Annotated in this window: 25 protein-coding genes; 11 read left to right on the top strand and 14 right to left on the bottom strand. The window is 55.1% G+C overall.

Annotated elements, in window-relative coordinates; all coding sequences use genetic code 11:
• Position 1 precedes the first annotated feature (1 nt).
• The 3 genes from GOW92_RS10440 to GOW92_RS10450 form a co-directional block, all read right to left on the bottom strand.
• The gene (locus tag GOW92_RS10440; protein WP_170560523.1) at positions 2–1984 is read right to left on the bottom strand and encodes an ABC transporter permease; all 1983 of its coding nucleotides are present in this window, start codon (positions 1982–1984) and stop codon (positions 2–4) included.
• Complete coding sequence (locus GOW92_RS10445; protein WP_170560524.1) at positions 1984–3012, bottom strand: quaternary amine ABC transporter ATP-binding protein; 1029 nt, start codon at positions 3010–3012, stop codon at positions 1984–1986. Before GOW92_RS10445 ends, GOW92_RS10440 begins: the two co-directional genes overlap by 1 nt.
• Before the next feature lie 81 nt (positions 3013–3093).
• Entirely contained in the window at positions 3094–4047 is a 954-nt protein-coding gene (locus GOW92_RS10450; protein WP_170560525.1) for an ABC transporter substrate-binding protein, read from the bottom strand.
• 236 nt (positions 4048–4283) lie between these two features.
• Here GOW92_RS10450 and GOW92_RS10455 point away from each other — a divergent pair, with 236 nt between their 5' ends.
• Complete coding sequence (locus GOW92_RS10455; protein ID WP_170560526.1) at positions 4284–5219, top strand: LysR substrate-binding domain-containing protein; 936 nt, start codon at positions 4284–4286, stop codon at positions 5217–5219.
• A gap of 122 nt (positions 5220–5341) precedes the next feature.
• Here GOW92_RS10455 and GOW92_RS10460 read toward each other — a convergent pair whose 3' ends face one another.
• The 5 genes from GOW92_RS10460 to cyoA are packed head-to-tail and all read right to left on the bottom strand — an operon-like array spanning position 5342 to position 10174.
• Positions 5342–6058 (bottom strand): SURF1 family protein, encoded by a 717-nt coding sequence (locus tag GOW92_RS10460; protein WP_170560527.1) that lies wholly within the window; start codon positions 6056–6058, stop codon positions 5342–5344.
• Positions 6055–6411 carry a cytochrome o ubiquinol oxidase subunit IV gene (cyoD, locus tag GOW92_RS10465; protein ID WP_170560528.1) on the bottom strand — a complete coding sequence of 119 codons (357 nt, stop codon included), beginning with the start codon at positions 6409–6411 and terminating at the stop codon, positions 6055–6057. Before cyoD ends, GOW92_RS10460 begins: the two co-directional genes overlap by 4 nt.
• A complete protein-coding gene (cyoC, locus tag GOW92_RS10470) occupies positions 6408–7046 on the bottom strand; it encodes a cytochrome o ubiquinol oxidase subunit III (RefSeq protein ID WP_170560529.1) in 639 nt (212 codons plus the stop codon). The genes cyoD and cyoC overlap by 4 nt, the downstream gene beginning before the upstream one ends.
• Positions 7046–9079 (bottom strand): cytochrome o ubiquinol oxidase subunit I, encoded by a 2034-nt coding sequence (cyoB, locus tag GOW92_RS10475; protein ID WP_170560530.1) that lies wholly within the window; start codon positions 9077–9079, stop codon positions 7046–7048. Before cyoB ends, cyoC begins: the two co-directional genes overlap by 1 nt.
• A gap of 33 nt (positions 9080–9112) precedes the next feature.
• On the bottom strand, positions 9113–10174 hold the full coding sequence (cyoA, locus tag GOW92_RS10480; RefSeq protein ID WP_170560531.1) for a ubiquinol oxidase subunit II: 1062 nt from the start codon (positions 10172–10174) through the stop codon (positions 9113–9115).
• Between the two features lie 197 nt (positions 10175–10371).
• On the opposite strand from cyoA, the gene GOW92_RS10485 reads away from it, so the two are divergent.
• Positions 10372–11652: an MFS transporter gene (locus tag GOW92_RS10485; RefSeq protein WP_170560532.1), complete on the top strand. Its 1281-nt coding sequence runs from the start codon at positions 10372–10374 to the stop codon at positions 11650–11652.
• Between the two features lie 741 nt (positions 11653–12393).
• Positions 12394–13023: a helix-turn-helix domain-containing protein gene (locus GOW92_RS10490; protein WP_170560533.1), complete on the top strand. Its 630-nt coding sequence runs from the start codon at positions 12394–12396 to the stop codon at positions 13021–13023.
• Here GOW92_RS10490 and GOW92_RS10495 read toward each other — a convergent pair.
• The 5 genes from GOW92_RS10495 to GOW92_RS10515 are packed head-to-tail and all read right to left on the bottom strand — an operon-like array spanning position 13001 to position 17364.
• Positions 13001–13498 (bottom strand): GNAT family N-acetyltransferase, encoded by a 498-nt coding sequence (locus tag GOW92_RS10495; RefSeq protein WP_170560534.1) that lies wholly within the window; start codon positions 13496–13498, stop codon positions 13001–13003. The genes GOW92_RS10490 and GOW92_RS10495 overlap by 23 nt on opposite strands.
• Positions 13499–13526: 28 nt before the next feature.
• Positions 13527–14594, bottom strand: coding sequence for a heme-dependent oxidative N-demethylase family protein (locus tag GOW92_RS10500; protein ID WP_170560535.1), 1068 nt, complete (start codon positions 14592–14594; stop codon positions 13527–13529).
• 13 nt (positions 14595–14607) lie between these two features.
• Positions 14608–15570: a PDR/VanB family oxidoreductase gene (locus tag GOW92_RS10505; protein WP_170560536.1), complete on the bottom strand. Its 963-nt coding sequence runs from the start codon at positions 15568–15570 to the stop codon at positions 14608–14610.
• Entirely contained in the window at positions 15567–16163 is a 597-nt protein-coding gene (locus tag GOW92_RS10510; protein ID WP_170560537.1) for a dimethylamine monooxygenase subunit DmmA family protein, read from the bottom strand. The genes GOW92_RS10505 and GOW92_RS10510 overlap by 4 nt, the downstream gene beginning before the upstream one ends.
• 55 nt (positions 16164–16218) lie before the next feature.
• Positions 16219–17364, bottom strand: coding sequence for an aminomethyltransferase family protein (locus tag GOW92_RS10515; protein ID WP_170560538.1), 1146 nt, complete (start codon positions 17362–17364; stop codon positions 16219–16221).
• 342 nt (positions 17365–17706) lie between these two features.
• Between GOW92_RS10515 and GOW92_RS10520 the strand changes: the two genes are divergently transcribed.
• The 7 genes from GOW92_RS10520 to GOW92_RS10550 all read left to right on the top strand — a co-directional run bounded on the left by GOW92_RS10520 (position 17707) and on the right by GOW92_RS10550 (position 24617).
• Positions 17707–19083: an ammonium transporter gene (locus GOW92_RS10520; RefSeq protein WP_170411158.1), complete on the top strand. Its 1377-nt coding sequence runs from the start codon at positions 17707–17709 to the stop codon at positions 19081–19083.
• Between the two features lie 11 nt (positions 19084–19094).
• Positions 19095–19310 carry a hypothetical protein gene (locus GOW92_RS10525; RefSeq protein ID WP_170560539.1) on the top strand — a complete coding sequence of 72 codons (216 nt, stop codon included), beginning with the start codon at positions 19095–19097 and terminating at the stop codon, positions 19308–19310.
• 150 nt (positions 19311–19460) lie between these two features.
• A complete protein-coding gene (locus tag GOW92_RS10530) occupies positions 19461–20390 on the top strand; it encodes a class II glutamine amidotransferase (protein WP_170560540.1) in 930 nt (309 codons plus the stop codon).
• A 1-nt stretch (position 20391) separates the two neighbouring features.
• Positions 20392–21075: a protein GlxC gene (locus GOW92_RS10535; RefSeq protein ID WP_170560541.1), complete on the top strand. Its 684-nt coding sequence runs from the start codon at positions 20392–20394 to the stop codon at positions 21073–21075.
• Between the two features lie 20 nt (positions 21076–21095).
• Positions 21096–22424: an FMN-binding glutamate synthase family protein gene (locus GOW92_RS10540; protein ID WP_170560779.1), complete on the top strand. Its 1329-nt coding sequence runs from the start codon at positions 21096–21098 to the stop codon at positions 22422–22424.
• Between the two features lie 81 nt (positions 22425–22505).
• Positions 22506–23834: a type III glutamate--ammonia ligase gene (glnT, locus tag GOW92_RS10545; RefSeq protein ID WP_170560542.1), complete on the top strand. Its 1329-nt coding sequence runs from the start codon at positions 22506–22508 to the stop codon at positions 23832–23834.
• Between the two features lie 72 nt (positions 23835–23906).
• Positions 23907–24617 carry a type 1 glutamine amidotransferase gene (locus GOW92_RS10550; protein WP_170560543.1) on the top strand — a complete coding sequence of 237 codons (711 nt, stop codon included), beginning with the start codon at positions 23907–23909 and terminating at the stop codon, positions 24615–24617.
• Positions 24618–24657: 40 nt separating this feature from the next.
• On the opposite strand, the gene GOW92_RS10555 is transcribed toward GOW92_RS10550, so the two are convergent.
• On the bottom strand, positions 24658–25077 hold the full coding sequence (locus tag GOW92_RS10555) for a group II truncated hemoglobin (protein WP_170560544.1): 420 nt from the start codon (positions 25075–25077) through the stop codon (positions 24658–24660).
• A 129-nt stretch (positions 25078–25206) separates the two neighbouring features.
• Here GOW92_RS10555 and GOW92_RS10560 point away from each other — a divergent pair, with 129 nt between their 5' ends.
• On the top strand, positions 25207–26052 hold the full coding sequence (locus tag GOW92_RS10560) for a DMT family transporter (protein ID WP_170560545.1): 846 nt from the start codon (positions 25207–25209) through the stop codon (positions 26050–26052).
• The last annotated feature ends 57 nt before the right edge of the window (positions 26053–26109 follow it).

Consider the following 26109-nt stretch of genomic DNA (forward strand, 5'->3'; position numbering starts at 1 on the left):
CTCAATCAAGCCCCAGTCGCTTTTTTCGTTTCTCGGCCCAACTGCTGATTGCCATGTCAAATGTCAGTGCCATTAGGGAGACGTTCAGGCCCAGAACAAAGTTCTTACCAAGTTCGGTACCCGCCAGTGTTCGTTGCAGCTCCTGTCCAAGATCCTGTGTGCCGATAAAGGCCGCGATGATGACCATGAAAAAGGCGAACATGATTGCCTGATTGAACCCGACCGCCATTGTCGGCAGGGCCAGCGGAAACTGCACGGACATAAGCTTTTGCCGCCGGGTCGAGCCGGACATATCAGCAGCCTCGGTCATTTCCGGAGGCACGCTGCTGAGGCCAATAATAGTGTACCGGATCAGCGGCACGGCTGCGAAGATCAGGATCGAGAAAACAACGGCCACATCATTTACGCCAAACAGCATGATCGCCGGAATCAGATAGATGAAGCTTGGGAAAGTTTGGGCGGTGTCGCAGGCCAACAGGATGCTTTTGGACCAACGTTGTGACCGAGCCGCGACAACACCCAGCGGAATGCCGATCAGGGTCGCCAGAGCGACGGCCGAGATCACTGTGTACAGCGTGATCACCGACCGATCCCACCAGCCGGAGAACGCGACAATCGTAAAGAAGATTGCAGCGTAGATACCAGGTTTACGCCCGCCAACCCAATAAGCGAAGGAAACTACCAACAGGATAAAGGCAGGTGTGGGTACAGCCAGCAGCGTATTGCGGAAGGGGATCAGAACCTTGACGTTCAGAAACCAGCGCAACCATTCGGTTGTTCCCTTGATTACGTCTATGGCCAGAAAGGACTTGATCACCACGTCGATTTCTTTGCCCTGGCTCAGATGTTGCTTGCGGCCAACTTCAGCCAGGATCGGGAAAATCTGCGCGAGCAAAGTAAACCCAACGAACAGACCCAAAGCGACCAGCGAGATTTGGTGCCGTTTCCACCACGGCGTCCCACGTTCAAAATGAACAGGTTGTTTGACGACCCAGGCCTTGGACATCCGATCAAGGGTTACAGCCAGAAGCACGATGGTCACACCGATCTCAAAAGACCGCCCGAGTTTGAAGCTACCCATCATTGCCAACAGCTTGGCGCCAAGACCGGGCATGCCGATAAAGGCGGTCAAAACCACCATCGCCAGACACAGCATGATCACTTGGTTAACGCCAACCAGAACCTCGGTGCGTGCAGCCGGAACATAGACGTGGCGCAGCATCTGCCAACGGGTGCAGCCTGACATCTGCCCGGCTTCAATCACTTCGGGGCTGACCTTCTTCAAGCCCAGAGTGGTCATCAGGATCATCGGTGGGATGGCAAATGTAATTGTCGCGACGGCCCCTGCTGTTGGTCCGACCTTGAAGAAGATCACCGCTGGCAAGAGGTACGTGAAGAAAGGCAAGGTTTGCAGCACTGAAAGAATGGGCTTCAGCATCCGTTCGAACCAGCCGTATTTCCAGGCGGCAATGCCCAGAACCAAGCCCAGAAGAAATGCCAGAGGAGCCGCCACTACGATGACGGACATCGTTTGCATGGCGATTTTCCACTGCCCGATTGCCGCGGTCCAGATGAAGGTTCCAGCCCCCAACGCGGCGAGCCTCCAGCCACCTACAGCGTAGCCGACAACTGCTGCCACAGCGGCGATTGCGGACCATGGGATCGGGCCCAGATAGGGCCAGCGCCGCTTGCCCTCCAGCAGGTTCGCAGACGTATCCAGCAAAAACTCCAACGGGCCTTCTGCAATGAAGCGAGTGACATAGATCAGGCCGAGGTCGTTTTGGATGAAGTTGAAGATTGCATCCAGAATCTGTGCAGTTGGCGGTATTGCGGCTTCTGGAATTCGGTTCAGCCATTCAGGCAGAATGCCCACGGCCTTGGCAAGGATCAGCGCAAAGGCCGTGACAAGCAGTGCCGTAAGGACTTTGGTCCGTCCAGACGTCCTATCGGATGTGTCCGGTATTTCGGTGGACAGCGTCGCCATCATTCGGCTCCAAGCAGAACGTTCAACGCGGTGTTGCGGTCCAGAACGCCTGTTACAACGCCTTTGTCATTCGCGACCGGCAAAAGGATCCTGTCGTCGTTGACCAATACGCGCGCCAGTTCGTGAATGGTTGAGGCACCATTGATCGGGGCGCCTTCCAGCGCATGACCGTTTACGGGTTTTGCCAGCCCTTTCGCGTGAACTACGCGGGCTTTGTCGATGTCCTCGGTAAACTTGGCCACGTATTCGGTGGCGGGGTTCATTACGATCTGGTCCGGGGTGTCACATTGCTCGACCGCTCCGTTGCGCATGATGGCAATCCGGTCAGCTAGGCGCAGCGCCTCGTCAAAGTCATGCGTGATGAAGACGATGGTTTTGCCCAACATCTCTTGCAGACGCAGGAATTCATCCTGCATTTCACGGCGGATCAGCGGATCAAGCGCCGAGAATGGTTCATCAAGGAACCATATATCCGGTTCGATAGCTAAGGATCGGGCGATACCTACCCGTTGCTGTTGGCCGCCACTTAGTTCGCGCGGGAAGTATTCTTCGCGGCCTTCAAGGCCAACCAGTTTGATGACTTCCAGCGCACGTTCGCGCCGGTCGTGGCGATCCTGTCCGCGCATTTCCAGCGGGAAGGCCACGTTGTCCAAAACCGTGCGATGCGGCAGCAATCCGAAGGACTGGAACACCATACCCATCTTGTTGCGGCGCAGTTCAATCAGCTCGCGTTCGCTCAGGCTCATGATGTCCTGACCGTCCACCTCAATCGTTCCACCTGTGATGTCGTGCAGGCGTGAGAAGCACCGCACCAGTGTCGATTTACCCGATCCCGACAACCCCATGATGACCAGCATCTCACCCCGGTCCACTTCGATCGAGACATCCTTGACCCCGGCGATGTACCCATCTGACCGGATCTCATCAAAGCTGCGACCCGCGGGCATGGATTTCAGATAGCTCTCTGGCGAGGGCCCAAACAGTTTCCAGACATTTTTGGCTGAGATGACGGGCGCGGTGGCGGACATGGCTGCCTTTCTTTCTTGTTAAGCGCGGCCTTGCATCGATGTGATAGACAAGGCCGCGCCAGTTTCGGTTGTGTAACCGGATTATGCGCTGCAGGCGCTGATCCAGGGATCAACAACGTCGCGATTGGCGTCCAGCCATTCCTCGGCCGCTTCTTCAGGCTCAAGCTCATCTGTGTCGACCAGCTTGGCCATTTCGGCAATCTGAGGATTGGTGAAAGAAATCTTGGTCAGGGTGCAATATGCGGCTGGCCATTTGTCTTTCATCCCGTCCCACGCAGCCTTTTTCAGGTAACCCTTAGCAGGGTTGCCACAGTCATACAGCGCCTCCGGGTTGGGTCCCTTGGCCGGGTCTGTGTCGCATCCGTCTTCCCATGCCGGGAATTCAACAAACTCACCGGGCCACACAGCTTCGGCGAAGTTTGGCGTCCAGTTAAACACGAGCACCGGTTTCTTGTCGGCCTCAGCTGCGCCAATTTCAGCCCAAAGAGCCGCTGCGGAACCCGCGTTGATGACGGTAAAGTTCAGATCCAGCGCTTCGGCGCGTTCCTTACCATGCTTCAACCAGTCGACCGGTCCATCCAGATAGCGGCCTTTATCGCCGGTTTCAGCCGTGGCAAAAAGATGTGCGCAATCGTTCAGTGCCTGCCAGTCAGGCAGACCGGGGCAGGATTCCTTGGTCCACATCGGATACCACCAATCCTCGCGCGTGACCGCGTCGTGATCGCCGGCGTCATGCAGACCACCTTTTTCCAGCGCAGCCCGATAAGACGCACCAAAAGCACCTTCCCAGACCTCCATTTCCAGCGCGACATCCCCGAGACGAACTGATTCATAAACAGCCTGACTGTCGGTGGTGACATATTCGACGTTGTTGCCCATCTCTTCGAAAATCAGTCCAACGACGTTGGACATTACGATCTGACTGGACCAGTTGTGAATTGGGATCACGATTGGGTCGCTGCTGTCTTCAGCAATCGCACCTGTTCCCGCTACTGCTGCCAAGGTTGCAGCAGAAAGTAGGTTTGAAAGTTTCATGTTTGCTCCCTGAGTGACGTTCATTTTAAGTTAGGGACTCTTCCGGCCCCGACTTCGACCATTCTGCCCAAGATCGCCCAAGGCGCAGAACAGAGATTTGAGGGGCCTTGGCCATAATTTCTTGAGGCTAATTTGACTTTTTGCTATCTTAACAGGCAGTTGCCTGTTCGAGTGCCGACAGCTGAGTGCAACTTTTTTTGATCGTAACCTCGTCCAGCTCGGGAAATTGCCCCCAAATGCCAAAAAAAGCGCAAGTCACCGGGAAAGTTCTGCCGCCGTTGGACTACTTGTTAGCGTTTGAGGCCGCGGCCAAGGCACAGAGTTTTGCGCAAGCAAGCAAGGTTCTGAACATCTCAGAAACCGCAATCAGCCGCAAAGTACGTTTGCTGGAACAGCACTATGACGTGCCGTTGTTTGTACGAGGGCATCGCTCTGTTTCCCTTACCCAGCAAGGGGCGATCTTGCTGGCAACCGTTGAAAAATCACTGGACATGATGCGGGACGTCAGCCGTGACATGCTGGCCAAACATCAGGCCAATACGGTTTCGATCTCTGCGACCAATTCTGTTGCGTCTCTTTGGCTGATGCCACAACTTCGCAAGTTCAACAAATCCAATGGCCGTATCCGTATCTCTCTGGTGTCTTCGGATAGTGACGCAGAATGCCTGTCGGATTCAATGAACCTGACAATTCTGCGTGGGGATGGGGACTGGCCGGGATACGAGGCAAAGCTTTTGTTCGGAGAAACCGTTTTTCCGGTTTGCAGCCCCGAATACCTTAAAAACAATCCAAATGCGGCGGATCTGTCCGCGTTGCCGGAACTAGACCTTATTGAAGTCACCAGCGCCCACGCAGAATGGATGACATGGCGCGCATGGTTCAGCGGCAATGGTGTATCGACGTCATCCATGGAGCAGGCTGTGGCCTTCAACACCTATCCTTTGTCAATTCAAGCTGCGGTGGATGGTTTGGGAATTGCATTGGGCTGGGCTCATCTGGTTGACCCTTTGCTTGAAAGCGGCGCTTTGGTCAGACCAGTTCAAGGCGCATCAGTGCGAACTCAGTCAGGGTACTACTTGCTGAAAAGGCCTATTCACAATGCTTTTCCAGAGCAGCTAATTGTCGAGGATTGGTTGCTCGGTCTCAGCGCCGGGCGAAAAAGATACGCCTGATCCAGATCGCGCGCCGCTGCGTTCGGATGATGCAATCGTCACCGCACATTAGGCGAATTTCTAGAAAAGCCCAGCCAACTTTTTTCGCGTGCCGGATTGCGGGTGAGCCGCTCAGGCGTCAGTCATCTACCACGCCCCACCCGGTGGGCCTGCCACAATATCCCACCTAGCGCGATCGCAAACAACGCTGCCATCGCATACCAGGTCAAAGCATACGCCAAATGCGTGTTCCGGAACCGCACAATCGTCAGCCCCCCGCGGGGCCAGGCTTCGGGCGCACCGGTGTGATCCGCATCGATGAAATAGGGCATCGTAAGGCCAAGCTGCAGCGCGTTGGACAGTGCCGCGGTGTCGCGCGATACCCAACGGTCCAGACCCGGATCATTGCGCTCCAGCAAGGTCCCATCCGGTTCGGTCGGGCGCAACAGGCCCGAGATCGTTTCAGGCGCGGCGCTCCACAGTGCCGGATTCTTCTGGCCAGGCGGCACGAAACCGCGATTGACCCAAACGATACCAGCCGATCCCTGCATCGGGCTCATCACCCAGTAACCGGGACCCAGTTCGGTCACCGCTTTGACCAGAACAGGCGCGTCGTCAGTATAGCTGCCCTGCAGCGCTACCCGCAGATAGGTATGTTGTTCCGGGTCAAACGTAACCGGCGGTGTGACGGGTACGCCATAGGCGCGGGTCTCGACCGCCGCAATCAGATCCTGTTTCCACGCCAAACGTCGCATCTGCCAGTTTCCCAGTAGGACAAACACTACGATCAACGCCGCACAAAGCACCAGTAACAGGACCGAAAGCCAGCGCGGCCGCCGGGCGATGCCCTGATCGGTCATGGCAGATTACGCACCCGCTCGATCTGTTCATGGGCAGGCATCATGTTTTCTTCAAGGTTGAACATGACCCAGATTGACCCAGCCAGCACAATGACCAGCAGCAGAAGTGTCAGCCCCAGCGACATCACCTGCCACCCCGCCTCAACCTTCAGCGTCACATGCAGGAAATAGTGGATGTGAACCATCATCTGCGTCGCACCAAGGACAAAGATGATCGCCACCGCCCAGGCGGTATTGTCCACCACATCGCCCAATACGATCCAGAACGGGATCAACGTCAGCACAACAGACAAACCAAACCCTATAACGTAGGATTTGAAAGTGCCCCCAGCCCCTTTTGCGTGATCGCTCATAGCAGCACTCCCGTTAGGTAAACCAAGGAAAAGACGCCGATCCAAATCAGGTCGAGGAAATGCCAGAAAAGGCTCAGACACATCACCCGTCGCCGGTTCTCGGGCGTCAGCCCATGCAATCCAAGCTGCGTCAAAAGAACAATCAACCAGATGCTTCCGCCCAGCACATGCAACCCGTGGGTCCCGACCAGAAAGAAGAACGACGAAAGGAAGGCACTGGCCATCGGGGTCGCGCCGATGTGCCACAAGTGGGTGAACTCCAGCAGTTCCAGATACAGAAACCCGGCCCCGAATAGCACGGTGACGATCAGCCAAAACACGGTGCCGCGCAGATCGTCCATTTCCATCCGCAAGACCGCAAACCCGTAGGTGATCGAGGAAAACAGCAGCGCAAAGGTCGCAACCAGGATCATCTGGATATCGAACAGATCGGCAGGCGCTGGCCCGGCGGCATAGTTGCGGCCCAGCACCCCATAGGTCGCGAAAAGGATGCCGAAGATCAGGCAATCGCTCATCAGGTAGATCCAGAACCCCAGCATGGTTCCGGTTTCGTGATGCTCTTCGTGATCGTCCCCGTGATGGGGCTCTTCTATGACAAAGAACTCATTCGGCTGTTCGGTGTCTGTCTGCGCCATTATTCCGCTGCTCCTGCCAGCAACCGGGTCCGCTGTTCCTCGATCTCGCGCACTTCGTCGGCAGGAACATAATAGTCGCGATTATAGTTGTAGGTGTGCCCGATACCATAGATCAAAGTCGCAGCGAAACTGACGACAGCCAGCCACCAAATATGCCAAATCAGCGCGAACCCCATGACAGTCATCAAACCCGCCATGACAACACCCGTCGCGGTATAGCGCGGCATGTGAATCGGTACGAAACCTTCGGTCGGGCGAACAAAACCTTCACGCTTCATCTGGGTAAAGGCGTCCAGCCCATGAACCCGTGGAGTAAAAGCAAAATTGTAGTAGGGCGGCGGAGATGACGTCGACCATTCCAGCGTCCGGCCATCCCATGGATCGCCTGTTAGATCACGCAGCGCATCACGGTTGCGGATCGAGACATAAATTTGGACAAGAAACGCCGCGATACCGGCGGCTACAAACAGCGCACCGATCAGAGCGACGATAAAATACACCGAGTAGAAGGTGGTTTCAAACTGGCTCAGACGGCGGGTGACGCCCATCAGGCCAAGCACATAAAGTGGCATGAAGGCCAGATAGAACCCGATCAGCCAACACCAGAAACTTACCTTGCCCCAGAATGGCTCCAGCTTGAAACCGAATGCCTTGGGCCACCAGTAGATGATGCCAGCAAAGATGCCAAAGACCACGCCACCGATGATCACATTGTGGAAATGCGCAATCAGGAACAGAGAATTATGCAGCACGTAATCGGCAGGCGGCACCGCTAGCAGTACCCCGGTCATACCGCCGATCACAAAGGTCAGCATAAAGCCCATGACCCACAGCATTGGTGTCTCGAACCGGATGCGACCCTTGTACATGGTGAACAGCCAGTTGAATACCTTGGCCCCTGTCGGGATCGAGATGATCATGGTGGTGATGCCGAAAAAGGCGTTCACATTGGCCCCTGCGCCCATGGTGAAAAAGTGGTGCAGCCAGACCAGATAGCTCAGGATCATGATCACACAGGTCGCATAGACCATCGAGGTATAGCCAAACAGCCGCTTGCCGGTGAAGGTCGGCACGATTTCCGAGAATATTCCAAAGATCGGCAGGATCAGAATGTAGACCTCTGGGTGACCCCAAATCCAGATGAGATTCACATACATCATCGGATTGCCGCCCAGTTCATTGGTGAAGAAATGGGTGCCCAAATAGCGGTCGGCAGTCAGCAGCGCCAATGTGGCAGTCAGCACCGGGAAGGTCACGACTATCAGGATATTGGTGCACAACGACGTCCAGACAAACACTGGCATCCGCATCCAGGTCATGCCCGGTGCCCGCATCTTCACGATCGTCACAACAAGGTTGATCCCCGACAACGTTGTGCCGATCCCGGCGATATTGAGCGACCAGAGGTAGTAATCCATGCCAACGCTAGGGCTGTATTCCAGCCCCGAAAACGGCGCATAGGCCAACCAGCCCGCCGTCGAGAACTCGCCCACGAACAATGACAGCATGATCAGGATTGCGCCCGAGACGGTCAGCCAGAAACTCAGGTTATTCAGGAATGGAAATGCCACATCGCGGGCACCAATCTGCAGCGGCATTACGTAATTCATAAAGCCGGTGACAAAAGGCATCGCCACGAAAAAGATCATGATCACGCCATGAGCGGTAAAGATCTGGTCATAGTGGTGCGCGTTCAGATACCCTTCTCCGCCGCTTGCTGCGATGGCCTGATGGCCCCGCATCAGCAACGCATCGGCAAAGCCCCGAAGGAGCATGATCAGACCCAGAACCATATACATGATCCCGATCTTCTTATGGTCGATGCTGGTGAACCATTCTTTCCAGAGATACCCCCAGAGGCGGTAGTAAGTCAGCGCGCCGACAACCGCCAAACCGCCGAGCATGACAACGATAAACGTGACCAGCACGATCGGTTCGTAGAAGGGAAACACGCCCCAAGACAGTTTGCCCCAGAATGGGTCCACACCCGAAACATGGGCGATACCGTCAGCGGCTTCGTGAGATAGCGACATAGCGTTATCTTTCCAGTTCTTATTCGTTTCAAGTCAGTTTGCGGGCGCCGGAGGAACCAGCGTCATCGCAGCAATAATTTCATCTTCGCGGATACGCATCTCTGGCCGGATCATCGCCATCAAAGCACCGGGGTCATCGGCTGAGCAGATGCCGCGGAACATCTCACGGTTCCAAAGACCCTCAAGGCCGCCACCGCCCAATGCATCAACCATCATCATGTCGTTGAGACAAAGCGAGTCGTCCTCGATACACAGGTTAACGATCTTGTCCCAAAGTCCGGTTTCAACCGAATTGTAGTACGTCACCGGGTGGGAAATGCTAGGTTGGTTCAGGCTGGCAAGTGTTTCGCGATCCAGTTCAGAACCCTGCGCGCGCACCTGTTCGACCCAAGCATCGAACCCCGCCTGATCGTGCCCGTGGAACTTGAACCGCATCTGCGAGAAGCCTTCGCCGCTGTAGTTGGCCGAGAACCCGTCATAGACACCCGGCTTGTTGATCACCGCATTCAACTCAGTCTGCATCCCGGACATGGCATAAATCTGCCCTGCCAGCGCCGGCACAAAAAAGGAGTTCATAACCGTGGTCGAGGTGATCTCGAACTTGATCGGGCGATCGACTACCGCGGCGACCTCGTTGACTGTTGCGATGCCTTCTTCGGGATAGATAAATAGCCACTTCCAATCCATCGCTGAAACCTGGATCACCATTGGCTCGACAGCGGGATCAATCTTTTCGACGTCAGATATCCGGCGTAACGGCTGATATGGGTCAAGCCTGTGCGTAGCCACAAAGGTCAGCCCGGCCAGACAAATGATGATCGCCAGCGGAACCGACCAGATGATGATCTCTAGGCTGGTGGAATGATCCCAATCCGGCTCGTAGCTCGCCTCTTTGTTCGACTCGCGATACTTCCAACCGATGAACACAGTCAGTGCGATCACCGGAACGATCACAATCAGCATCAGGACCGTGGAGTAAATAATCAGGTCGGCCTGCTGCGTCGCGACATCGCCGGACGGGTCCAGCACGACCATGTCGCATCCTGCAAGTGCAACCAACGACAACACAATCGCCACGGGGAAAGCGCGCTTCATATTCGGGCCCTCTCGGATCGGTAATGGACTGAAAAATCTTCAAGCTGGCGAGACATTTCAACTACCTCTGCTTGCAAGGCCCCTTGTGCTGTTTTCCGTCTCGTGCTGCAATGCGACAAATAATGACTTACAGAATTACCTTTTTTCGGCGTTTCGGCAAGGATGGGTTTTCTGAATACTCAGTGCAGGAGTATATCATGACAAGCGTTGACAGCACATCGCGCTATGCCGCGACGGTTGATGAAATAATCACTACCGTCGTCATGGCGCGGGTGACGGATTTCTTTGGGTTCTTCGTCTATGCCATTGCATCGGCGCTGGTTTTTCCAAAGCTTTTTTTCCCAATGCTCGACCCGCTGTTCGGCACGCTGGCATCCTTTGCAATCTTTTCGCTGGCCTTTCTGGCGCGCCCGGTAGCCAGCCTTGCCGCACGCACCTTGCAGTATAAGATCGGCCGGACCGGAAAGGTGACACTGGCGCTTGGGTTGCTCGGAACCTCAACCGTGGCGATCGGATTGTTGCCCGGATATGAAAAAATCGGCTGGCTGGCGCCGGTCCTGTTAGCTGCGTTGCGCATCCTGCAGGGGCTTGGGCTGGGCGGTTCATGGGACGGCCTGACCCTGCAGCTTCAACATGCTGCACCCGCCAATCGCAAGGGTGTATATGCTATGGTTCCACAATTGGGAGGTCCCGTCGGGTTTGTTGTCGCGGCATCAATCTTTTTTGTGCTGACCGGCTTTCTGACTGAAGACGAATTCATCAAATGGGGCTGGCGCTTTGCGTTCTTTGCGGTGATGGCAGTGAATGTGGTCTCACTCTATGCGCGGGTCCGGCTATTGAATTCCGATCTGGGCATTGACCCGAAAGTTACTGAATCGGCGCCGCTTGGAGATCTGGTTCGAAATGAGGGGCGCACAATCCTGCTGTGCGCGTTCTTGCCGTTAGCCAGCTATGCTCTGTTTCACATGATGACCGTTTTTCCGCTGGCCTTTGCTGCGATCTATGAAAGATACGAAATCCCTGAGGTGTTGACTGTCCAGCTTATCGGCGGCGCCCTTGCGATCGTGACCGTATTTGTCTCGGGCTTGCTGGCGGATCGCTATAGCCGCCGCTTTGTCATCCGGCTCAGCTCGGTCCTGATTGTTATACTCAGCCTGACGATCGGTCTGCTGGCCCACTACCCTTCAGCTTTTCTGATCTTCGGATTTATGGTTCTGGGTCTGGCATATGGACAGGCCAGCGCCATCGTACCGAAACGTTTCCCGGCACGCTATCGCTACTCGGGCTCTGCAATGGCAACTAACCTGTCGTGGATCATCGGTGCGGCCTTTGCGCCACTGGTTGCTATAGGGCTGACTGCGATGCTCGGCCTTTGGGCAGCCGGCCTCTATTTGCTGTCTGGTGCGGTGATCAGCTTTGTGGCCCTGCACCTGCTGAACCGGCACCTTCCGAGCGAAAGCACATCCGAGGCGATCTGACATTGGGCGCTGCAAGGCGCCCCCGGTCAGCGGTGTCCAATGCCTGCAGCGGAAGGTCGTCAACCATCCAGGACCAAGGAAAGCGAACCGGGTCGGACATGAGGAAGAGCATGGAACCTGCTTCGATTGTAGCTTTATCTAGCGCGGAGAAAGACTAACGCATGACACCGACTTCGACGAGTTTGCTGAAGATGTCGGGTATCACATCGTCATCGGCAAAGATCACGTACACACGCTCACCCGAATTGCCGGTTCTAGAGATTCGGCGCACGTAGCCGAACTATGTTTCAGTAGCCGTTACAAAATAGGCCAGTTTTCCAGGGTCTATATCTGAAGGAAAGTTGGGAATATCCAGCGCCGCGAGCCGTTTTACCGACAGGTCATGCAAGTCATCCGTAAACGTCGTGACCCTTTGCGGATTCCTCCAAAATCGCCACTATGTCGCCCGAACTGTTCACGATCATCCACTCGCCATCTCCAATGTTTGATTTAATGGGATCATCAATGATGCCGACCTGAGGGAGCTACAGAACACATCATCCAAAACGCGGGCTGTTAACACCAACTGCGTAAATCCTATCGCTGGCATTTCTCTGCCAGCATGAATATTTTACTATCAGGAAAAATTGAACTACGATTTTCTGAAATGGAATGGGCCTGCGCCGCCCCTGCTTGCGGAACCGGTTAAGGTAAGTGTAGCAAGACACTGAAAGTATAAAATTGAAGAAAAAAGACAAAGAAATGGCGGTAAATCTGACGCAGGACCCACATTCCGTTCGTTCGGGTGGAAGAGAAAAAGTTCTTGAAGTTGCCATTGGCCGCGAAGTTCGCGCATTTCGCAAAAAGCAAAACGTGACAGTCGCGGAACTGGCCCAGCTGACCGGATTGTCGATTGGCATGCTGTCAAAGATCGAAAACGGAAACACGTCCCCTTCCTTGACGACTCTGCAATCTCTTGCCGATGCGCTTTCGGTTCCTTTGACGAGCTTCTTCAGACAATTTGAAGAACGTCGCGAGGCGGTTCATACAAAAGCAGGTGAAGGCGTTGAACTGGAGCGCGAAGGAACTCGTGCCAACCACCAATACAATCTACTGGGACATATCGGTGCCAATGGATCAGGTGTGATTGTCGAACCTTACCTGATCACATTGACTGCAGAGTCCGACGTGTTCCCAACTTTCCAACATGGAGGCATCGAAACGATATACATGTTGGAAGGCGAGGTGGATTACCGCCACGGCGACCAGATTTACCCACTAAAGCCCGGGGATACCCTTTTCTTTGACGCCGACGCACCGCATGGTCCGGAACGGCTGGTCAGTCTACCAGCGCGCTATATCTCGGTGATTAGTTATCCGCAGACAAACTGATTGGCTTTCGCAGCAAGAAATCCGTTGGTCTCTCGTAGCCTTCGTGACTGCCTGTACCGACGATCGTAAATCCAAGCCTTGAAAACACACGATGGTTTTCAGAGAGTTCCACGCGCGTTTCCAGCTCCAAAGTTGGCAGACCAAGCTCTGCCGCGCGGAATGCAGCATGATCAACCAACGCGCGGCAGATACCCTGCCCCCGCATGTCTTCTTTCACGGCCAACTTTCCCAGATACAAGCTGTTGGATTTGGGTGTTAGAAACATGCACGCATAAAGCGGCCGCCCGATAGCCCAGATTTCACCATCGCCCTGACAATGAGCCTGCATTGCACCCAAGGACAAACGGTGAATGGATGACGGAGGGTCTATCCTGCCATCCATATACTGAAATGACGCACGAAGCAGTGCAAGCGCGTCATGCAATGCAACATCATCGCTCGAAATAAGCCAAGGCGTTTTGTCCGGGTCAGTCATTTCAGCCAGAAAATTTCCTTCGGCCAGCTTACTTTTTCAGAGGCGGTTCCGTTTCCAAATCCGGCCAGACTCCAGGAGAAGTCGGCAGCCCGTCATCATACTGGCTGAGATATTCCAGCATCATCGGGCGGTTGTCGATAAACCCCTTATAGGTGGCTAACTCTTCAGGAAGATCCCGAATGACCCTGTGCAGCCGTCGACCCCATTTGGGAACGGTCATCAGATCCTGAAAACTGCACAGATAGCAGCGGATCGGAAACACCAGCGCGTTAGATCGCGGCAAGCGGAAAAAGGTTTGCAACTCGACCCGTAGATGTTGCTTGTGGGCAATGTTTTCCGGCGTCAGCGTGGTCTTTTGAATACCCCACTTGTGATAGTTCTCGGGGCTGGTATCCAGCAACGGGTTTACCGTCATAGTCCAGTTCAGACGTCGTGCCGGTGCGCCCTGTTGGATGTTCAGCAGGAATTTCAGCGCGCGCTGAAAGATCCCCATCTCATGCGCTTTTGGAACTGGCGCGTGCCATTCAAAAAAGTTCATGCCGATGTCGAAATCCAGACTCCAGTCGGCTTGGGTCGTCACCATTCCGGCGTCCATCCACAGCATCTCGTCACGCTGATCCAGCACGGCGAAATCGCCCTGTGCCTGACGGGTAATGTATTCCATCGGCCCGTAAGGCAGCGTGGTTTCGTCCATGAAGGTAAAGCTGTGATCAATCCCCAGCGGCTTATTGATCCAGCGCCACTGATTGCCGTTGCGGTGCAGCTCGAACAGGTCCGGGTAGTCCTCGGATTTGCTGACCATGATCAGTTCCAGCAAGTCCCAACCCGCCAATGTCATATGCGGCAACGACTGACAGCGCAGAGGGTCCTGATCCAGAACTATGGCCCGATCTTTCATTTCCGAGACATAATGCTCATCAACATCGAACCGCATTTCATAGACCGAGCCCTCGGGACCACCCCGATGTTGTTCCATGTTGACGGAATACATGTAGCTGTCTTCGTGGAACGGGAACGGAAAGCGTTTGATCGCCCATTCCGAGTTGTGAAACGTATAGTCGTCGCGGAAGGATTCGTCGTTGAATTGAATGGTCATGATGGGCCTCCTCTCAGCGGTCCAGCACGAGGGACTTGCCCTCGAAACGCGATACGCAGGGCATGATTTTCTTGCCTGCTGCCTTTTCTTCGTCAGTCAGCCAATGATCGCGGTGAACAAAGTTTCCAGCGTGATCCAGCACAACGGTTTCACACTGACCGCAAGCCCCTCCGCGGCACAGATACGGCGCATCCACACCTTCGCGTTCGATGGCTTCGAGAAGGCTTTCATTCTCGCCCACATGCACGACCTTGTCCGACGCGGCCAGACGCACTTCGAAAGGTTTGCCGGGCTGCGGGGCCAGAAACTCTTCGTAATGCACGCAATCCTCGGGCCAGCCTTCGGCGGCTGCGGTATTGCGCACCCAGTCGATCATGCCCTTGGGGCCACAGACATAGACATGCGTGCCCAAAGGTTGCCCGCTGAGCAGGTTTTTCAGATCAATCTGCTGATTCTGATCGTCGTAATACAGATGCGTTTCATTCGGGTGCCGGTCTGTAAGCTGATCCGCATAGGATGCCAGTGCGTGGTTGCGGCAAGCATAGTGCAATTCCCAATGACCGTGCAGCAATTCCAACTGTTTGATCTGGGCCAGAAACGGAGTAATCCCGATGCCACCCGCCAGAAACAGATGTTTGCGGGCGCGAAGGTCAAGCGAGAACAGGTTGACCGGATAGCTGATAGTCATTTCATCGCCGAGCTTGACCTGACGGTGCATAAATAACGATCCCCCCCTGCCACTATCATCGCGGCGAACTGAGATCGTGTAGGATGACTGATCAAACGGATCCGACATCAGAGAATATGGATTCAAGCGGGTGATACCGCCGTCCTGCATTTCGACAACGGTATGCGCACCGCCCGAAAAAGTCGGCAATTGTCCACCGTCAACACGTTCAAACCGGAATCGCGTTACCAGTTCGTTCAACGAGGTGATTTCAGTCACTTTGACCTGGATTTTTTCGGCGCCGCTCATTCGTAGATCCCTTTCGGCTCGGGCACGTTGCCATGATCCTCGGCATCGACACGGACGCCCTGGTAGGCGGCATGACGGCGGGAATAGTGGTCGCGCACAAACAAGTTCAGCCCGCAATGCGAGCAGACAAAAGGATCAATTTCGACGTTTTCGGTGATGCCCTTGCAATGCACACATTGCATCCGACGCGCAACCGACCCGCGATGTTCGGTTTGAATTGCGGTATGCGGAAGTCCAACGGCCACCACTTCGTTCATGGCCTGGCCCATCATCCCCTCTGTGCCAGTCAAATAGACCTGCAATCCCATATGCGCGTCTTCCAGGACACGGCGAATACGGGGCAGCGCGGCCTCATAGGACGGACCTTCGTAGAACTGAGCGGGGTTCAGCGCTTGTAGTTTTTCAGAAAAATCCGACCCTTTGGGAAGAAAGATCAGATGGGATTTAGCCATCAGATCGGGTGTCGCTATGCCAAGAACCGCCTCGGCCCCTTCGGCCTCGGCGATTATGAGATGATGTTCACCTGAGCGAACCTCTAGCGTACCCCAGACCGGGCGGCTTGCGATTGACTTGGGAAATTCGAACTTTGACATTGTGCCCTCAAATAGGAAAAGGGCGCCTCGGTTTGACCGTTGCGCCCCCTTAAACTCAGCCCTTTGCGGTTCTGATCGATTTGTCCTGATCGTAGAACGGCATCTCTTCCGCAGTCGCCGCTGTTTCTGTCCCATCACCGTTGCGGACCGTCAGCTGGGTGCCGGGTGAGGCACAGGCGACCGGCATACGGGCGATACCAACATTGTGCCCATTGATTTCGGAATACATGCCGAAGGTGACAACGCCGACCTTTTCGCCGTTTTGCAACAGGTCCGCGCCTTCATCTGCCGGGGTCGTGCCGTCAAGTTTGACGCCGTAGATCTTGAACCGTTCTTTGCCTTGCGAAGCATAGTGGTTCTCGGCTCCGATAAAGCCAGTTTTCCCGGGTGACACAGTGAATTCCAAACCCAGTTCCCAAAGAGTATCGCCGCATGTTTCATCGTCGAACGGATAGGTTTCCGAGTTATCACCGGGGTAAAACAGCAGATAGCTTTCGGTGCGCAGCAGATCGAGCGTCGAGAACTGGACCGGCACGATGCCCATGTCTTTGCCCTCGGCCAGAATGTTGTCCCACAGGTGTACGGCGTGCTTGGCCTGACAGAAAATCTCATACCCACGCTCACCGGTGTAGCCGGTCCGCGAAATCATAACCGGGCAGCCGTATAGTTTGGTTTGCATGATCCCAAAATAAGCCAGATCACGAATTCCGGGAATGTGCTTGGCCAGGAAATCAACGGCCACCGGTCCCTGCAGCGACATGTCGTGCATGTCGTCGTCAAAAATGACCGAGCAGTTCTTTCCAGCCGCAACCGATGTCAGCTGCTCCATGCCTGTCCCCGTGCCATGCACGACAAGCCATGTGTTCACCGATAAGCGATAAATGATGCAATCATCAACGAACTTGCCTTCGGCATTCAGGATCGAGGCATAGGTCGACCGGCCCGGCATGATCTTTTCCACATTGCGCGTGGTGACACGGTCAATGACATAGGCAGCATCTTCACCGACGACGTGGACCTTTTTGAGGCCGGATACATCCATGAGGCCAGCTTTGGTTCGGATGGCTTCGTAGTCGGCTTTGGCACGTTCCGGGCTATGGTCATAGAACCATGCGGTTCCCATACCGTTCCAGTCCTCAAGTTCGCCGCCGATTTCGGCGTGGCGCTGCGCAAGGGCGGACGTCCTCCAAAGAATGGCCATGGTGCAACTCTCCCGTTGATTGCTTTTTTGTTGCCCATATTGAGGCCGATGTCCGATTGAAAATCAACACTTGTGTGCAGAATTTTTTCCTGATGGGAATATTTGCCTTTAAAAAATGAACCCTAAAGATGGAGAAAGGATCTCAAAAAAACCTTTTGTCTATAATGTTTTGCGGTCAAAACCGACCCTTAAAATTGCGCTTGCGACGCCCGCTCTAAAGATGTTTGCCTCACATATCTATTGACAGGTGACCCGCGAGATTGTCCTCTGAGTAGACAATATTTCCCAGCAGGAAAGTTTCCGGAGAGAGGCTTGCTGCTGCAACAACAGGGAGACTACGAAGTGGATGGCAATCTAAATGCACTCACGACGGTCTTTACCGAGTTCTACTACTGGGTAACGGTCGTTTTCATGTTCCTCATCCATGTGGGCTTTTGCATGTACGAAGTCGGGGCAAGCCGCGCCCGTAACCACATGCACACATTGATGAAAAACATCATGATCATCCCGCTGGTAACGGTAACGTTTTTCTTCTTTGGATGGTGGATCTATTGGGCTTTCCCAAACTTCCCCTTCTGGGGCGGGCTGGACACCGAAGCAGGTGCTGCAAACCTGCCCTGGGCCGACACGATGGCGACAAACCTCGGCGACAGAATCACAGGGGTTTTTTGGGCAGCGTTCCTACTGTTTTCATGGACAGCCGCATCAATCGTTTCGGGATCTGTGATCGAACGGATCAGATCCTCGGCCCTATGGGTTCATGCAGTCATGATCGGATCGGTCTGGTGGATCATCGATGCCGCATGGGGCTGGCACTATGGCGGTTGGATGGTACGAATCCTAGGCTATCATGATGCTTACGCCTCTGGGGTTATCCATGCCATTGCCGGGGGCTACGCGCTTGGCGTGATTATGGTTCTGGGGCCGCGCCTCGGCAAATTTGCCAAGGACGGCACGCCGCGGGACATCCCGCCGCACAATCCATGGCTGCTGACGATCGGAATTTTTCTGATCTATACCGGGTTCTGGGGCTTCTATGCCGCTTGCAACGTTCCTGCCATTTCGCCCGAGGCGATTGACGGCCAAATCACCGGCGTAACTTGGACAGCAACCAACATCTATCTGGCTCCGACGACCCTGTCGGCGATCACCTTCAACTTCCTCATGTCGCTGTCTGGCGGTCTGATGGCAGCGTATGTGATCTCGAAAGGTGATGCGTTCTGGACGTTCTCGGGCGGGCTTGCCGGAATCATCACCGCCTCGGCCGGTAACGACCTGTATCACCCAATCCAGGCAATGATCATTGCCGCCATCGGTGTCGTCATCGTGTACAAGCTGCACTATTGGGTCGAACGCCGGTTCAAGCTGGATGACGCGGTAGGTGCCGTTGCAGTGCACGGTTACGCCGGGTTCGTTGGTCTGGTGATCTCTGGGTTTGTCCTATGGGGTGTCCCGTCTTCGCCTTACGAAGGTTATGCAACGATCAACCCGATCGGACAGATCACCGGCGCGGTCATCATGTTCTTTGTTCTGGGCTTCCTGCCTGGATGGGCTCTGGCCAAGATTCAGTCTTCCATGGGCGTGCTGCGCATCCCGGAAGAAGTTGAACTGCAAGGCCTCGATTATGCCGAGCACCACGCCTACGAGGACGCAAAAGCCGCGATCATCGAAGCTGACAAACAGGAACTGGCTGCCCGAGCAGGCGCGGCTGCGAAGTAAAGGAGAGAGACATGTCTACAAACGGATATACAAATTGGGCTGTCGATCTTGCCGAGGTTGGACCTATCTACCCCTTCCAAGGCTACGAAGTGCTGATGGTCATCATAGGTGTCGTTTTCTGGATTGGCTGGCATCGCATCCAGTTTGTCCGCGAAGGCGAACACCTGGAAAAGGCACGCCACACTGGTGACGAAGAAAAAGTGAAAGCCCAGTTAGAGCGATACTGACCCAGCTTCTAAAAGAACCTGCTATGGGCGAGAAACCAGAGGTCTCGCCCATTGCCTCTTAGGAAAAAAACTTTCCTACGATTATTGATGTCCTGCAAATTTGTTGGTACCGTCGAATCATAACGAAACACACAAGGAGATCTGCCAGCCATGTGCGGAATTGTTGGATTATTCCTCAAAGACCAGTCTCTTGCGCCCCAACTGGGCAATATGCTGACAGACATGCTAATCACGATGACAGATCGTGGCCCCGACAGTGCCGGTATTGCGATCTACGGGGCAGAGACGGATGGGAAAACCAAGATAACGGTTCAGTCCCCCACCCCCGATACCGACTTTGTCGGCTTGGCCGATGAGCTGGGCAAAAGCCTAGGTTCGATGGTTGGTCAGACAGACAACGATACACATACTGTTTTGGAAGTTCCCGCCGGGCAGTTCGAAGCCGCGCGCGCCGCGCTGGCCGAAATCCGCTCCTCGGTTCGGATCATGAGCCGAGGTGACAGCCTCGAAATCTATAAGGAAGTTGGTTTGCCCAAGGATGTTGCGGACCGCTTCAATCTGAGCGGCATGAGCGGGACCCATGGCATTGGCCACACCCGCATGGCAACAGAATCTGCCGTGACAACTATGGGCGCGCACCCTTTCAATACTGGATCCGATCAATGCCTGGTCCATAACGGGTCGCTGTCCAACCACAACTCGTTGCGCCGAAAGCTGCGCCGAGAAGGTGTGGTTATCCAGACCGAGAACGACACCGAAGTTGGTGCTGCATACCTCACTTGGAAAATGATGAACGGAGCCACTCTGGGTGAAGCTCTGGAATCCAGCATCGACGATCTTGACGGTTTCTTTACCTTTGTTGTCGGCACCAAAGACGGCTTTGGTGTCGTGCGCGACCCGATTGCCTGCAAGCCAGCTGTGATGGCCGAAACCGATCAGTACGTGGCCTTTGGCAGCGAATACCGGGCGTTGGTGAACCTGCCCGGCATCGAAGACGCGAGGGTGTGGGAGCCTGAACCCTCCACTGTTTATTTCTGGTCCCACAACAACAGCCCAACAACACACGAAAAGGCCGCCTGATATGCAGACCTATGATCTAGAGGCAGACGGGCTGCGCGGATTGAATTCTTCCCTGCAAGCGCAATCCGCCGAGACCAATCAAACAAACTGGGAAATCGTGAACCCCAAAGGCAGTCATGCGATTGCTGTCGGCCTGGACGCACCCATTGAAGTGACGGTCAAAGGTTCGACCGGCTATTACTGCGCCGGGATGAATCAACAGGCGACCATCAAGGTTGAGGGGTCTGTTGGTCCGGGCGTGGCCGAGAACATGATGTCCGGCCAAGTAATAGTAGACGGCGATGCCAGCCAATATGCCGGGGCCACGGGCCACGGCGGTTTACTGGTTATCAAGGGCAATGCTAGCTCACGCTGCGGCATCTCGATGAAAGGTATCGACATTGTCGTACATGGCAATATCGGCCACATGTCCGCCTTTATGGCACAGGCCGGCAACCTGGTCGTCTGCGGAGATGCAGGTGATGCGCTGGGAGATTCACTCTACGAAGCAAGGCTGTTCGTACGTGGCGCGGTTAAAAGCCTCGGCGCCGATTGCATCGAGAAGGAAATGCGGCCCGAGCATCTGGACATCCTGAAGGACTTGCTGGCTCGCGCAGGCAGCGATGCCAAGCCGGAAGAATTCAAACGCTACGGCTCTGCCCGTCAGCTGTACAACTTTGACGTCGACAATTCCGCCGCTTATTGAGGAAGAAGGGTATGAAAGATATGGACGATCAGATCCCCCGCACCCTGCCGATTCAGTCGGCGACGTTTTCCAACCCGATCAATGCAGAAATCCGTCGCGCTGCAGCGACCGGCATCTATGACATTCGTGGTGGTGGAGCGAAGCGGAAGGTGCCGCACTTTGACGACCTTCTGTTTCTGGGCGCGTCAGTGTCGCGCTATCCGCTGGAAGGCTATCGAGAGCGCTGCGATACCTCGGTAACGCTGGGCACGCGTTTTGCCAAAAAGCCGATTGAGCTAGATATTCCGATCACTATCGCAGGGATGAGCTTTGGTGCCTTGTCCGGCCCGGCAAAGGAAGCTCTGGGCCGTGGTGCATCTGCAGCGGGCACATCGACCACCACCGGAGACGGTGGCATGACCCCTGAGGAACGCGGTCATTCCAGCAAGCTGGTTTATCAGTACCTGCCATCGCGCTACGGCATGAATCCCAACGACCTGCGCAAAGCGGACGCGATCGAGATCGTGGTCGGTCAGGGTGCCAAGCCCGGCGGCGGCGGCATGTTGCTGGGGCAGAAGATCAGCGACCGGGTGGCCGAGATGCGCACCTTGCCCAAGGGGATCGACCAGCGTTCCGCCTGTCGTCATCCGGACTGGACCGGCCCGGACGATCTTGAAATCAAGATCCTTGAGTTGCGGGAAATCACAGATTGGCAGGTACCGATCTACGTTAAGGTCGGTGCAACACGCCCCTACTACGACACTGCTTTGGCAGTGAAGGCGGGTGCTGATGTTGTGGTGATGGACGGCATGCAGGGTGGCACCGCCGCGACGCAGGACGTGTTCATCGAGCATGTCGGGCTGCCGACGCTGTCGTGTATCCGCCCTGCCGTTCAGGCACTGCAAGATCTGGGCGTGCACCGCGAGGTTCAACTGGTCATCTCGGGCGGTATCCGCACCGGTGCCGATGTTGCCAAGGCGCTGGCGCTGGGTGCAGATGCGGTCGCCATAGGCACCGCCGCATTGGTGGCTCTGGGCGACAACGATCCCAAGTGGGAGGCCGAGTATCAGAAGCTAGGCACCACCACCGGCGCATATGATGATTGGCATGAAGGCCAGGACCCGGCGGGCATCACCACGCAAGACCCAGATTTGGCAGCACGCCTGAACCCGGTCGACGCGGGCCGCAGGCTGCGGAACTATCTGAAGGTTATGACGCTTGAGGCGCAGACGATCGCGCGCGCCTGTGGTCACAACCATCTGCACAACCTCGAGCCCGAAGATTTGTGTGCCCTGACAATGGAGGCCGCCGCCATGGCGCGGGTGCCACTGGCAGGAACCAGTTGGTACCCGGGTAAGGAAGGGTTTTAGAAACGAAGCTGCGCGGCTCCCTGATGGGGGCCGCATTTTTACTTTGAAAAACAAAAAATCAACAGGGAAAGGAAAGCAATCGTGACGACAGATCTCGCAGCTTTCGCAAAAGAAAAAGGCGTCAAATACTTCATGATATCATTCACCGACTTGTTCGGTGGACAACGGGCCAAACTAGTGCCCGCGCAAGCTATCGCGGATATGCAGGAGGACGGCGCGGGATTCGCCGGCTTTGCCACGTGGCTGGACATGACACCAGCGCATCCTGACATGCTTGCGGTGCCTGATCCATCCTCGGTCATTCAGCTACCGTGGAAGCCCGAAGTGGCTTGGGTTGCTGGTAACTGCGTGATGGAAGGAAGCGATGTCGCGCAAGCCCCGCGCAATGTGCTGCGTCGCCTTATTGACGAGGCCGCCGCCGAAGGCATGCATGTCAAAACCGGTATCGAAGCCGAGTTCTTTCTGCTGACCCCGGATGGAGAGCAGATCAGCGACCCATTCGACACAGCAGAAAAGCCCTGTTATGACCAACAGGCCGTAATGCGCCGCTATGATGTGGTGCGAGAGATCTGTGATTACATGCTGGAGCTGGGTTGGGGGCCGTATCAGAACGACCACGAGGACGCCAATGGCCAGTTCGAGATGAATTGGGAATTTGACGACGTTCTGCGCACGGCGGACAAGCATTCCTTCTTCAAATTCATGACCAAATCGGTGGCCGAAAAGCACGGGCTTCGGGCGACCTTCATGCCGAAACCGGTCGAAGGCCTAACTGGAAATGGTTGTCACGCTCATATCTCGGTCTGGGATGCGCCGGGCGCGGATGCAAAAACCAACGTGTTTGCAGGCGAAGGCGAAGGCCCAACCGGAGAGGTTGGTCTGGGAGAACGCGGCAAACACTTCCTGGGCGGCATTATGAAACACGCCTCGGCACTGGCCGCGATCACCAATCCTACAGTGAACAGCTACAAGCGCATCAACGCACCGAGGACAATGTCGGGTGCAACTTGGGCACCAAACACTGTGACGTGGACGGGCAACAACCGAACCCACATGGTCCGCGTCCCCGGCCCCGGACGGTTCGAACTGCGCCTGCCGGACGGGGCAACCAACCCGTATCTGCTACAGGCCGTCATTATCGCGGCTGGGCTATCCGGCATCCGGTCCAAGGCAGATCCAGGCAAACGCTGGGATATCGATATGTATGCCGAAGGTCATAAGGTTCGTGGTGCTCCGAAACTGCCTTTGAACATGCTTGATGCGTTGCGTGAATACGACAAGGACAAAGAACTGAAGGCAATGATGGGTGCCGAGTTTTCATCCGCGTTCCTCAAGATGAAGCATCAGGAGTGGAACTCTTTCGTGTCGCATTTCTCACGTTGGGAAAAAGACAACACATTGGACATCTAAGCCGGGTGCAGTATTGCATCTCTGGGCCGCGGCACAAGCTGCGGCCCTTTTTCAAGCCTCAAGAGGCAAATTATGAACGTGCTCATATTTCAACATTCACCAGGCGAGGGCCCCGGCGCGCTTTGCGATCACATCGTTAGTCACCAAGACGAAATGCAGATCGTACACCTTTACAATGGACAGCCTATTCCGCAGCTGGAGGATTTTGACCTCTTGCTCGTGATGGGTGGTCCTATGGATGTTTGGGAAGTTGAATCTTACCGTTGGCTAGTTTCTGAAAAGCAAGCTATCAGGACGTGGGTACGTGATCTCAACCGACCGTATTTCGGAATATGTCTTGGACATCAACTGTTGATAGATGCGCTTGGTGGCACCTGCACCCGCATGCAAGTCCCGGAAATCGGAGTACTGCCTGTCGAACTGACCAATAGCGCCAAACAAGATCCCTTATTCGCCGCCCTACCCCGGCAGTTCCGCGTACTTCAGTGGCACGGCGTCGGCGCTAAAAAATTACCTTCTGGAACAACTGTCCTGGCACAGTCTGCGGGTTGCCCGGTGCAGGCGATACGTGTCGGAGATCTTGCCTGGGGCGTTCAGTTTCATCCCGAAATCGTCCAGGGTACGATCAGCGCATGGATGAGTGATGAAGGCAATCACCGATGCGCAGTTGATTGGCTTGGATCTGCTAGTGCGGCGTTGGTCATGGAACGTGACAGTGACGAAATCTCTGCCGATCAATTCAAAATGACATCAAAAATCTACGCTTCGTTGCGCCAACTCTGATCGAATACGCCGACCCTGTTTGACCGTCGCGAGAGGTTTGTCACGCATGCCCGGCATCCGCTTCTAACCGCCAGTCGGGAACGTCGTTGACCAGCATCAGCGCAGCCCTGCGGAGCGTCGCGCGCATTCTATCAACAACCGGACCTGTCAACTCGCAATCCGCCAAAGCTGCATCGAAGGTGTCCAGCCAAAGCTCTGCGTCGGCCTCCCGGATTGGAACATGGGCATGGATTTCACGCAGGTCCATATGGCCGAAACGTTCGCGGTAGTAGGCCCGACCACCCAGAAACCCACTGAGAAACTCGAACTGAGCTTGTCTGGTGTGGTTCAGCCCATGCCCTCGGAAATGAAGCCTGTGCAACGAATGCACCGCCGGATCCGTTTCCATTCGGTCATAAAATCGCTCGACCAGAGCACGCAGTTGGGCCTCACCACCAATTTGCTCAATCGCGGGTTTCATGTGCTGCCTTTCTGTAACTCTGGCATCGACAATATTGCATAACAGGAAAATAAGTTTATCAACAGTGACATATTGACGTAGACATGTTCAGAGGCGGATTCAGATTAATCCGGTGATGGTGATGACGCTATGAATGCTCTGGCCCTAGGCCTGTTGGCGGCACTTTGCTGGGGAATTCATGATCTGGCGGTGCGCTATGTCAGTCAGTCTGTCAGCGTAATTGCGTCACTTATGATTGTGCTGATTTCAGGTGCGGTGCTGCAATTTGGTCTAGTCGCAACGCTGGGAGGCCTTGATCCCATTTCCGGCACCGTAATGATCAGCGCGGTCGCCGCAGGTGGGTGTTACCTTATGGCTGGCATAAGCATGTACGCAGCATTTCAGCGTGGTCCGGTTCGTCTGGTTGCGCCACTTGTCGCGAGCTATCCGGTTCTGTCCGTTTCACTGGCGATCTGGCGCGGTGCCACCATCAGCCCACTGCACTGGCTTGCCGTGATAGCGATCGGTGTTGGAGTTTCCGTTGTGGCAGCCAAATCTGAACGCGACGCAACGGCTTACCCTGCAGCTGGCCCGACGGTGGTATTGTCGCTGCTTGCAGCAATTGGTTTCGCCGCTGCCTTCGCGCTAGGACAATATGCAACAGAGCAAAGCAACGAATACTCGGTCTCTTTGGTCATTCGGCTGACTGCAATCCTTGCCCTGGGTTTGATCGCTTTGGCGTCCAAAAGGTCGATTTGGCCCGGTCCGCAGGCTCTGCCTCTTCTATGTGTGATGGGTGTTTTGGATGCTATCGCCATCCTTAGCGTGACTGCAGCGGGCGGCCTGCCCAATGCACAGTTTGCTTCGGTAGCGGCGTCAGTCTTTGGGTTGCTGACAGTTGTGTTGGCATGGGCTATTTTGCGCGAAAAGATGGTACCACGACAGTGGCTTGGATGTTTCGTTGCGTTTGCTGGTATAGGCTATCTCGCCCTGTAAATCGAACTGCGGGGCAGATTGGAACCAGAACCTAATTGAATTCGCAGTTCACTCTCT

Source organism: Ruegeria atlantica, from assembly GCF_013032505.1.
Taxonomy (GTDB): Bacteria; Pseudomonadota; Alphaproteobacteria; order Rhodobacterales; family Rhodobacteraceae; genus Ruegeria; species Ruegeria atlantica_F.

What these genes read in the sequence shown, in the direction of transcription:
- GOW92_RS10440 (WP_170560523.1), bottom strand. Translation starts at nt 1,984, where the DNA reads ATGGCGACGCTGTCCACCGAAATACCGGACACATCCGATAGGACGTCT.
- GOW92_RS10445 (WP_170560524.1), bottom strand. Translation starts at nt 3,012, where the DNA reads ATGTCCGCCACCGCGCCCGTCATCTCAGCCAAAAATGTCTGGAAACTG.
- GOW92_RS10450 (WP_170560525.1), bottom strand. Translation starts at nt 4,047, where the DNA reads ATGAAACTTTCAAACCTACTTTCTGCTGCAACCTTGGCAGCAGTAGCG.
- GOW92_RS10455 (WP_170560526.1), top strand. Translation starts at nt 4,284, where the DNA reads ATGCCAAAAAAAGCGCAAGTCACCGGGAAAGTTCTGCCGCCGTTGGAC.
- GOW92_RS10460 (WP_170560527.1), bottom strand. Translation starts at nt 6,058, where the DNA reads ATGACCGATCAGGGCATCGCCCGGCGGCCGCGCTGGCTTTCGGTCCTG.
- cyoD (WP_170560528.1), bottom strand. Translation starts at nt 6,411, where the DNA reads ATGAGCGATCACGCAAAAGGGGCTGGGGGCACTTTCAAATCCTACGTT.
- cyoC (WP_170560529.1), bottom strand. Translation starts at nt 7,046, where the DNA reads ATGGCGCAGACAGACACCGAACAGCCGAATGAGTTCTTTGTCATAGAA.
- cyoB (WP_170560530.1), bottom strand. Translation starts at nt 9,079, where the DNA reads ATGTCGCTATCTCACGAAGCCGCTGACGGTATCGCCCATGTTTCGGGT.
- cyoA (WP_170560531.1), bottom strand. Translation starts at nt 10,174, where the DNA reads ATGAAGCGCGCTTTCCCCGTGGCGATTGTGTTGTCGTTGGTTGCACTT.
- GOW92_RS10485 (WP_170560532.1), top strand. Translation starts at nt 10,372, where the DNA reads ATGACAAGCGTTGACAGCACATCGCGCTATGCCGCGACGGTTGATGAA.
- GOW92_RS10490 (WP_170560533.1), top strand. Translation starts at nt 12,394, where the DNA reads ATGGCGGTAAATCTGACGCAGGACCCACATTCCGTTCGTTCGGGTGGA.
- GOW92_RS10495 (WP_170560534.1), bottom strand. Translation starts at nt 13,498, where the DNA reads ATGACTGACCCGGACAAAACGCCTTGGCTTATTTCGAGCGATGATGTT.
- GOW92_RS10500 (WP_170560535.1), bottom strand. Translation starts at nt 14,594, where the DNA reads ATGACCATTCAATTCAACGACGAATCCTTCCGCGACGACTATACGTTT.
- GOW92_RS10505 (WP_170560536.1), bottom strand. Translation starts at nt 15,570, where the DNA reads ATGAGCGGCGCCGAAAAAATCCAGGTCAAAGTGACTGAAATCACCTCG.
- GOW92_RS10510 (WP_170560537.1), bottom strand. Translation starts at nt 16,163, where the DNA reads ATGTCAAAGTTCGAATTTCCCAAGTCAATCGCAAGCCGCCCGGTCTGG.
- GOW92_RS10515 (WP_170560538.1), bottom strand. Translation starts at nt 17,364, where the DNA reads ATGGCCATTCTTTGGAGGACGTCCGCCCTTGCGCAGCGCCACGCCGAA.
- GOW92_RS10525 (WP_170560539.1), top strand. Translation starts at nt 19,095, where the DNA reads ATGTCTACAAACGGATATACAAATTGGGCTGTCGATCTTGCCGAGGTT.
- GOW92_RS10530 (WP_170560540.1), top strand. Translation starts at nt 19,461, where the DNA reads ATGTGCGGAATTGTTGGATTATTCCTCAAAGACCAGTCTCTTGCGCCC.
- GOW92_RS10535 (WP_170560541.1), top strand. Translation starts at nt 20,392, where the DNA reads ATGCAGACCTATGATCTAGAGGCAGACGGGCTGCGCGGATTGAATTCT.
- GOW92_RS10540 (WP_170560779.1), top strand. Translation starts at nt 21,096, where the DNA reads ATGGACGATCAGATCCCCCGCACCCTGCCGATTCAGTCGGCGACGTTT.
- GOW92_RS10550 (WP_170560543.1), top strand. Translation starts at nt 23,907, where the DNA reads ATGAACGTGCTCATATTTCAACATTCACCAGGCGAGGGCCCCGGCGCG.
- GOW92_RS10555 (WP_170560544.1), bottom strand. Translation starts at nt 25,077, where the DNA reads ATGAAACCCGCGATTGAGCAAATTGGTGGTGAGGCCCAACTGCGTGCT.
- GOW92_RS10560 (WP_170560545.1), top strand. Translation starts at nt 25,207, where the DNA reads ATGAATGCTCTGGCCCTAGGCCTGTTGGCGGCACTTTGCTGGGGAATT.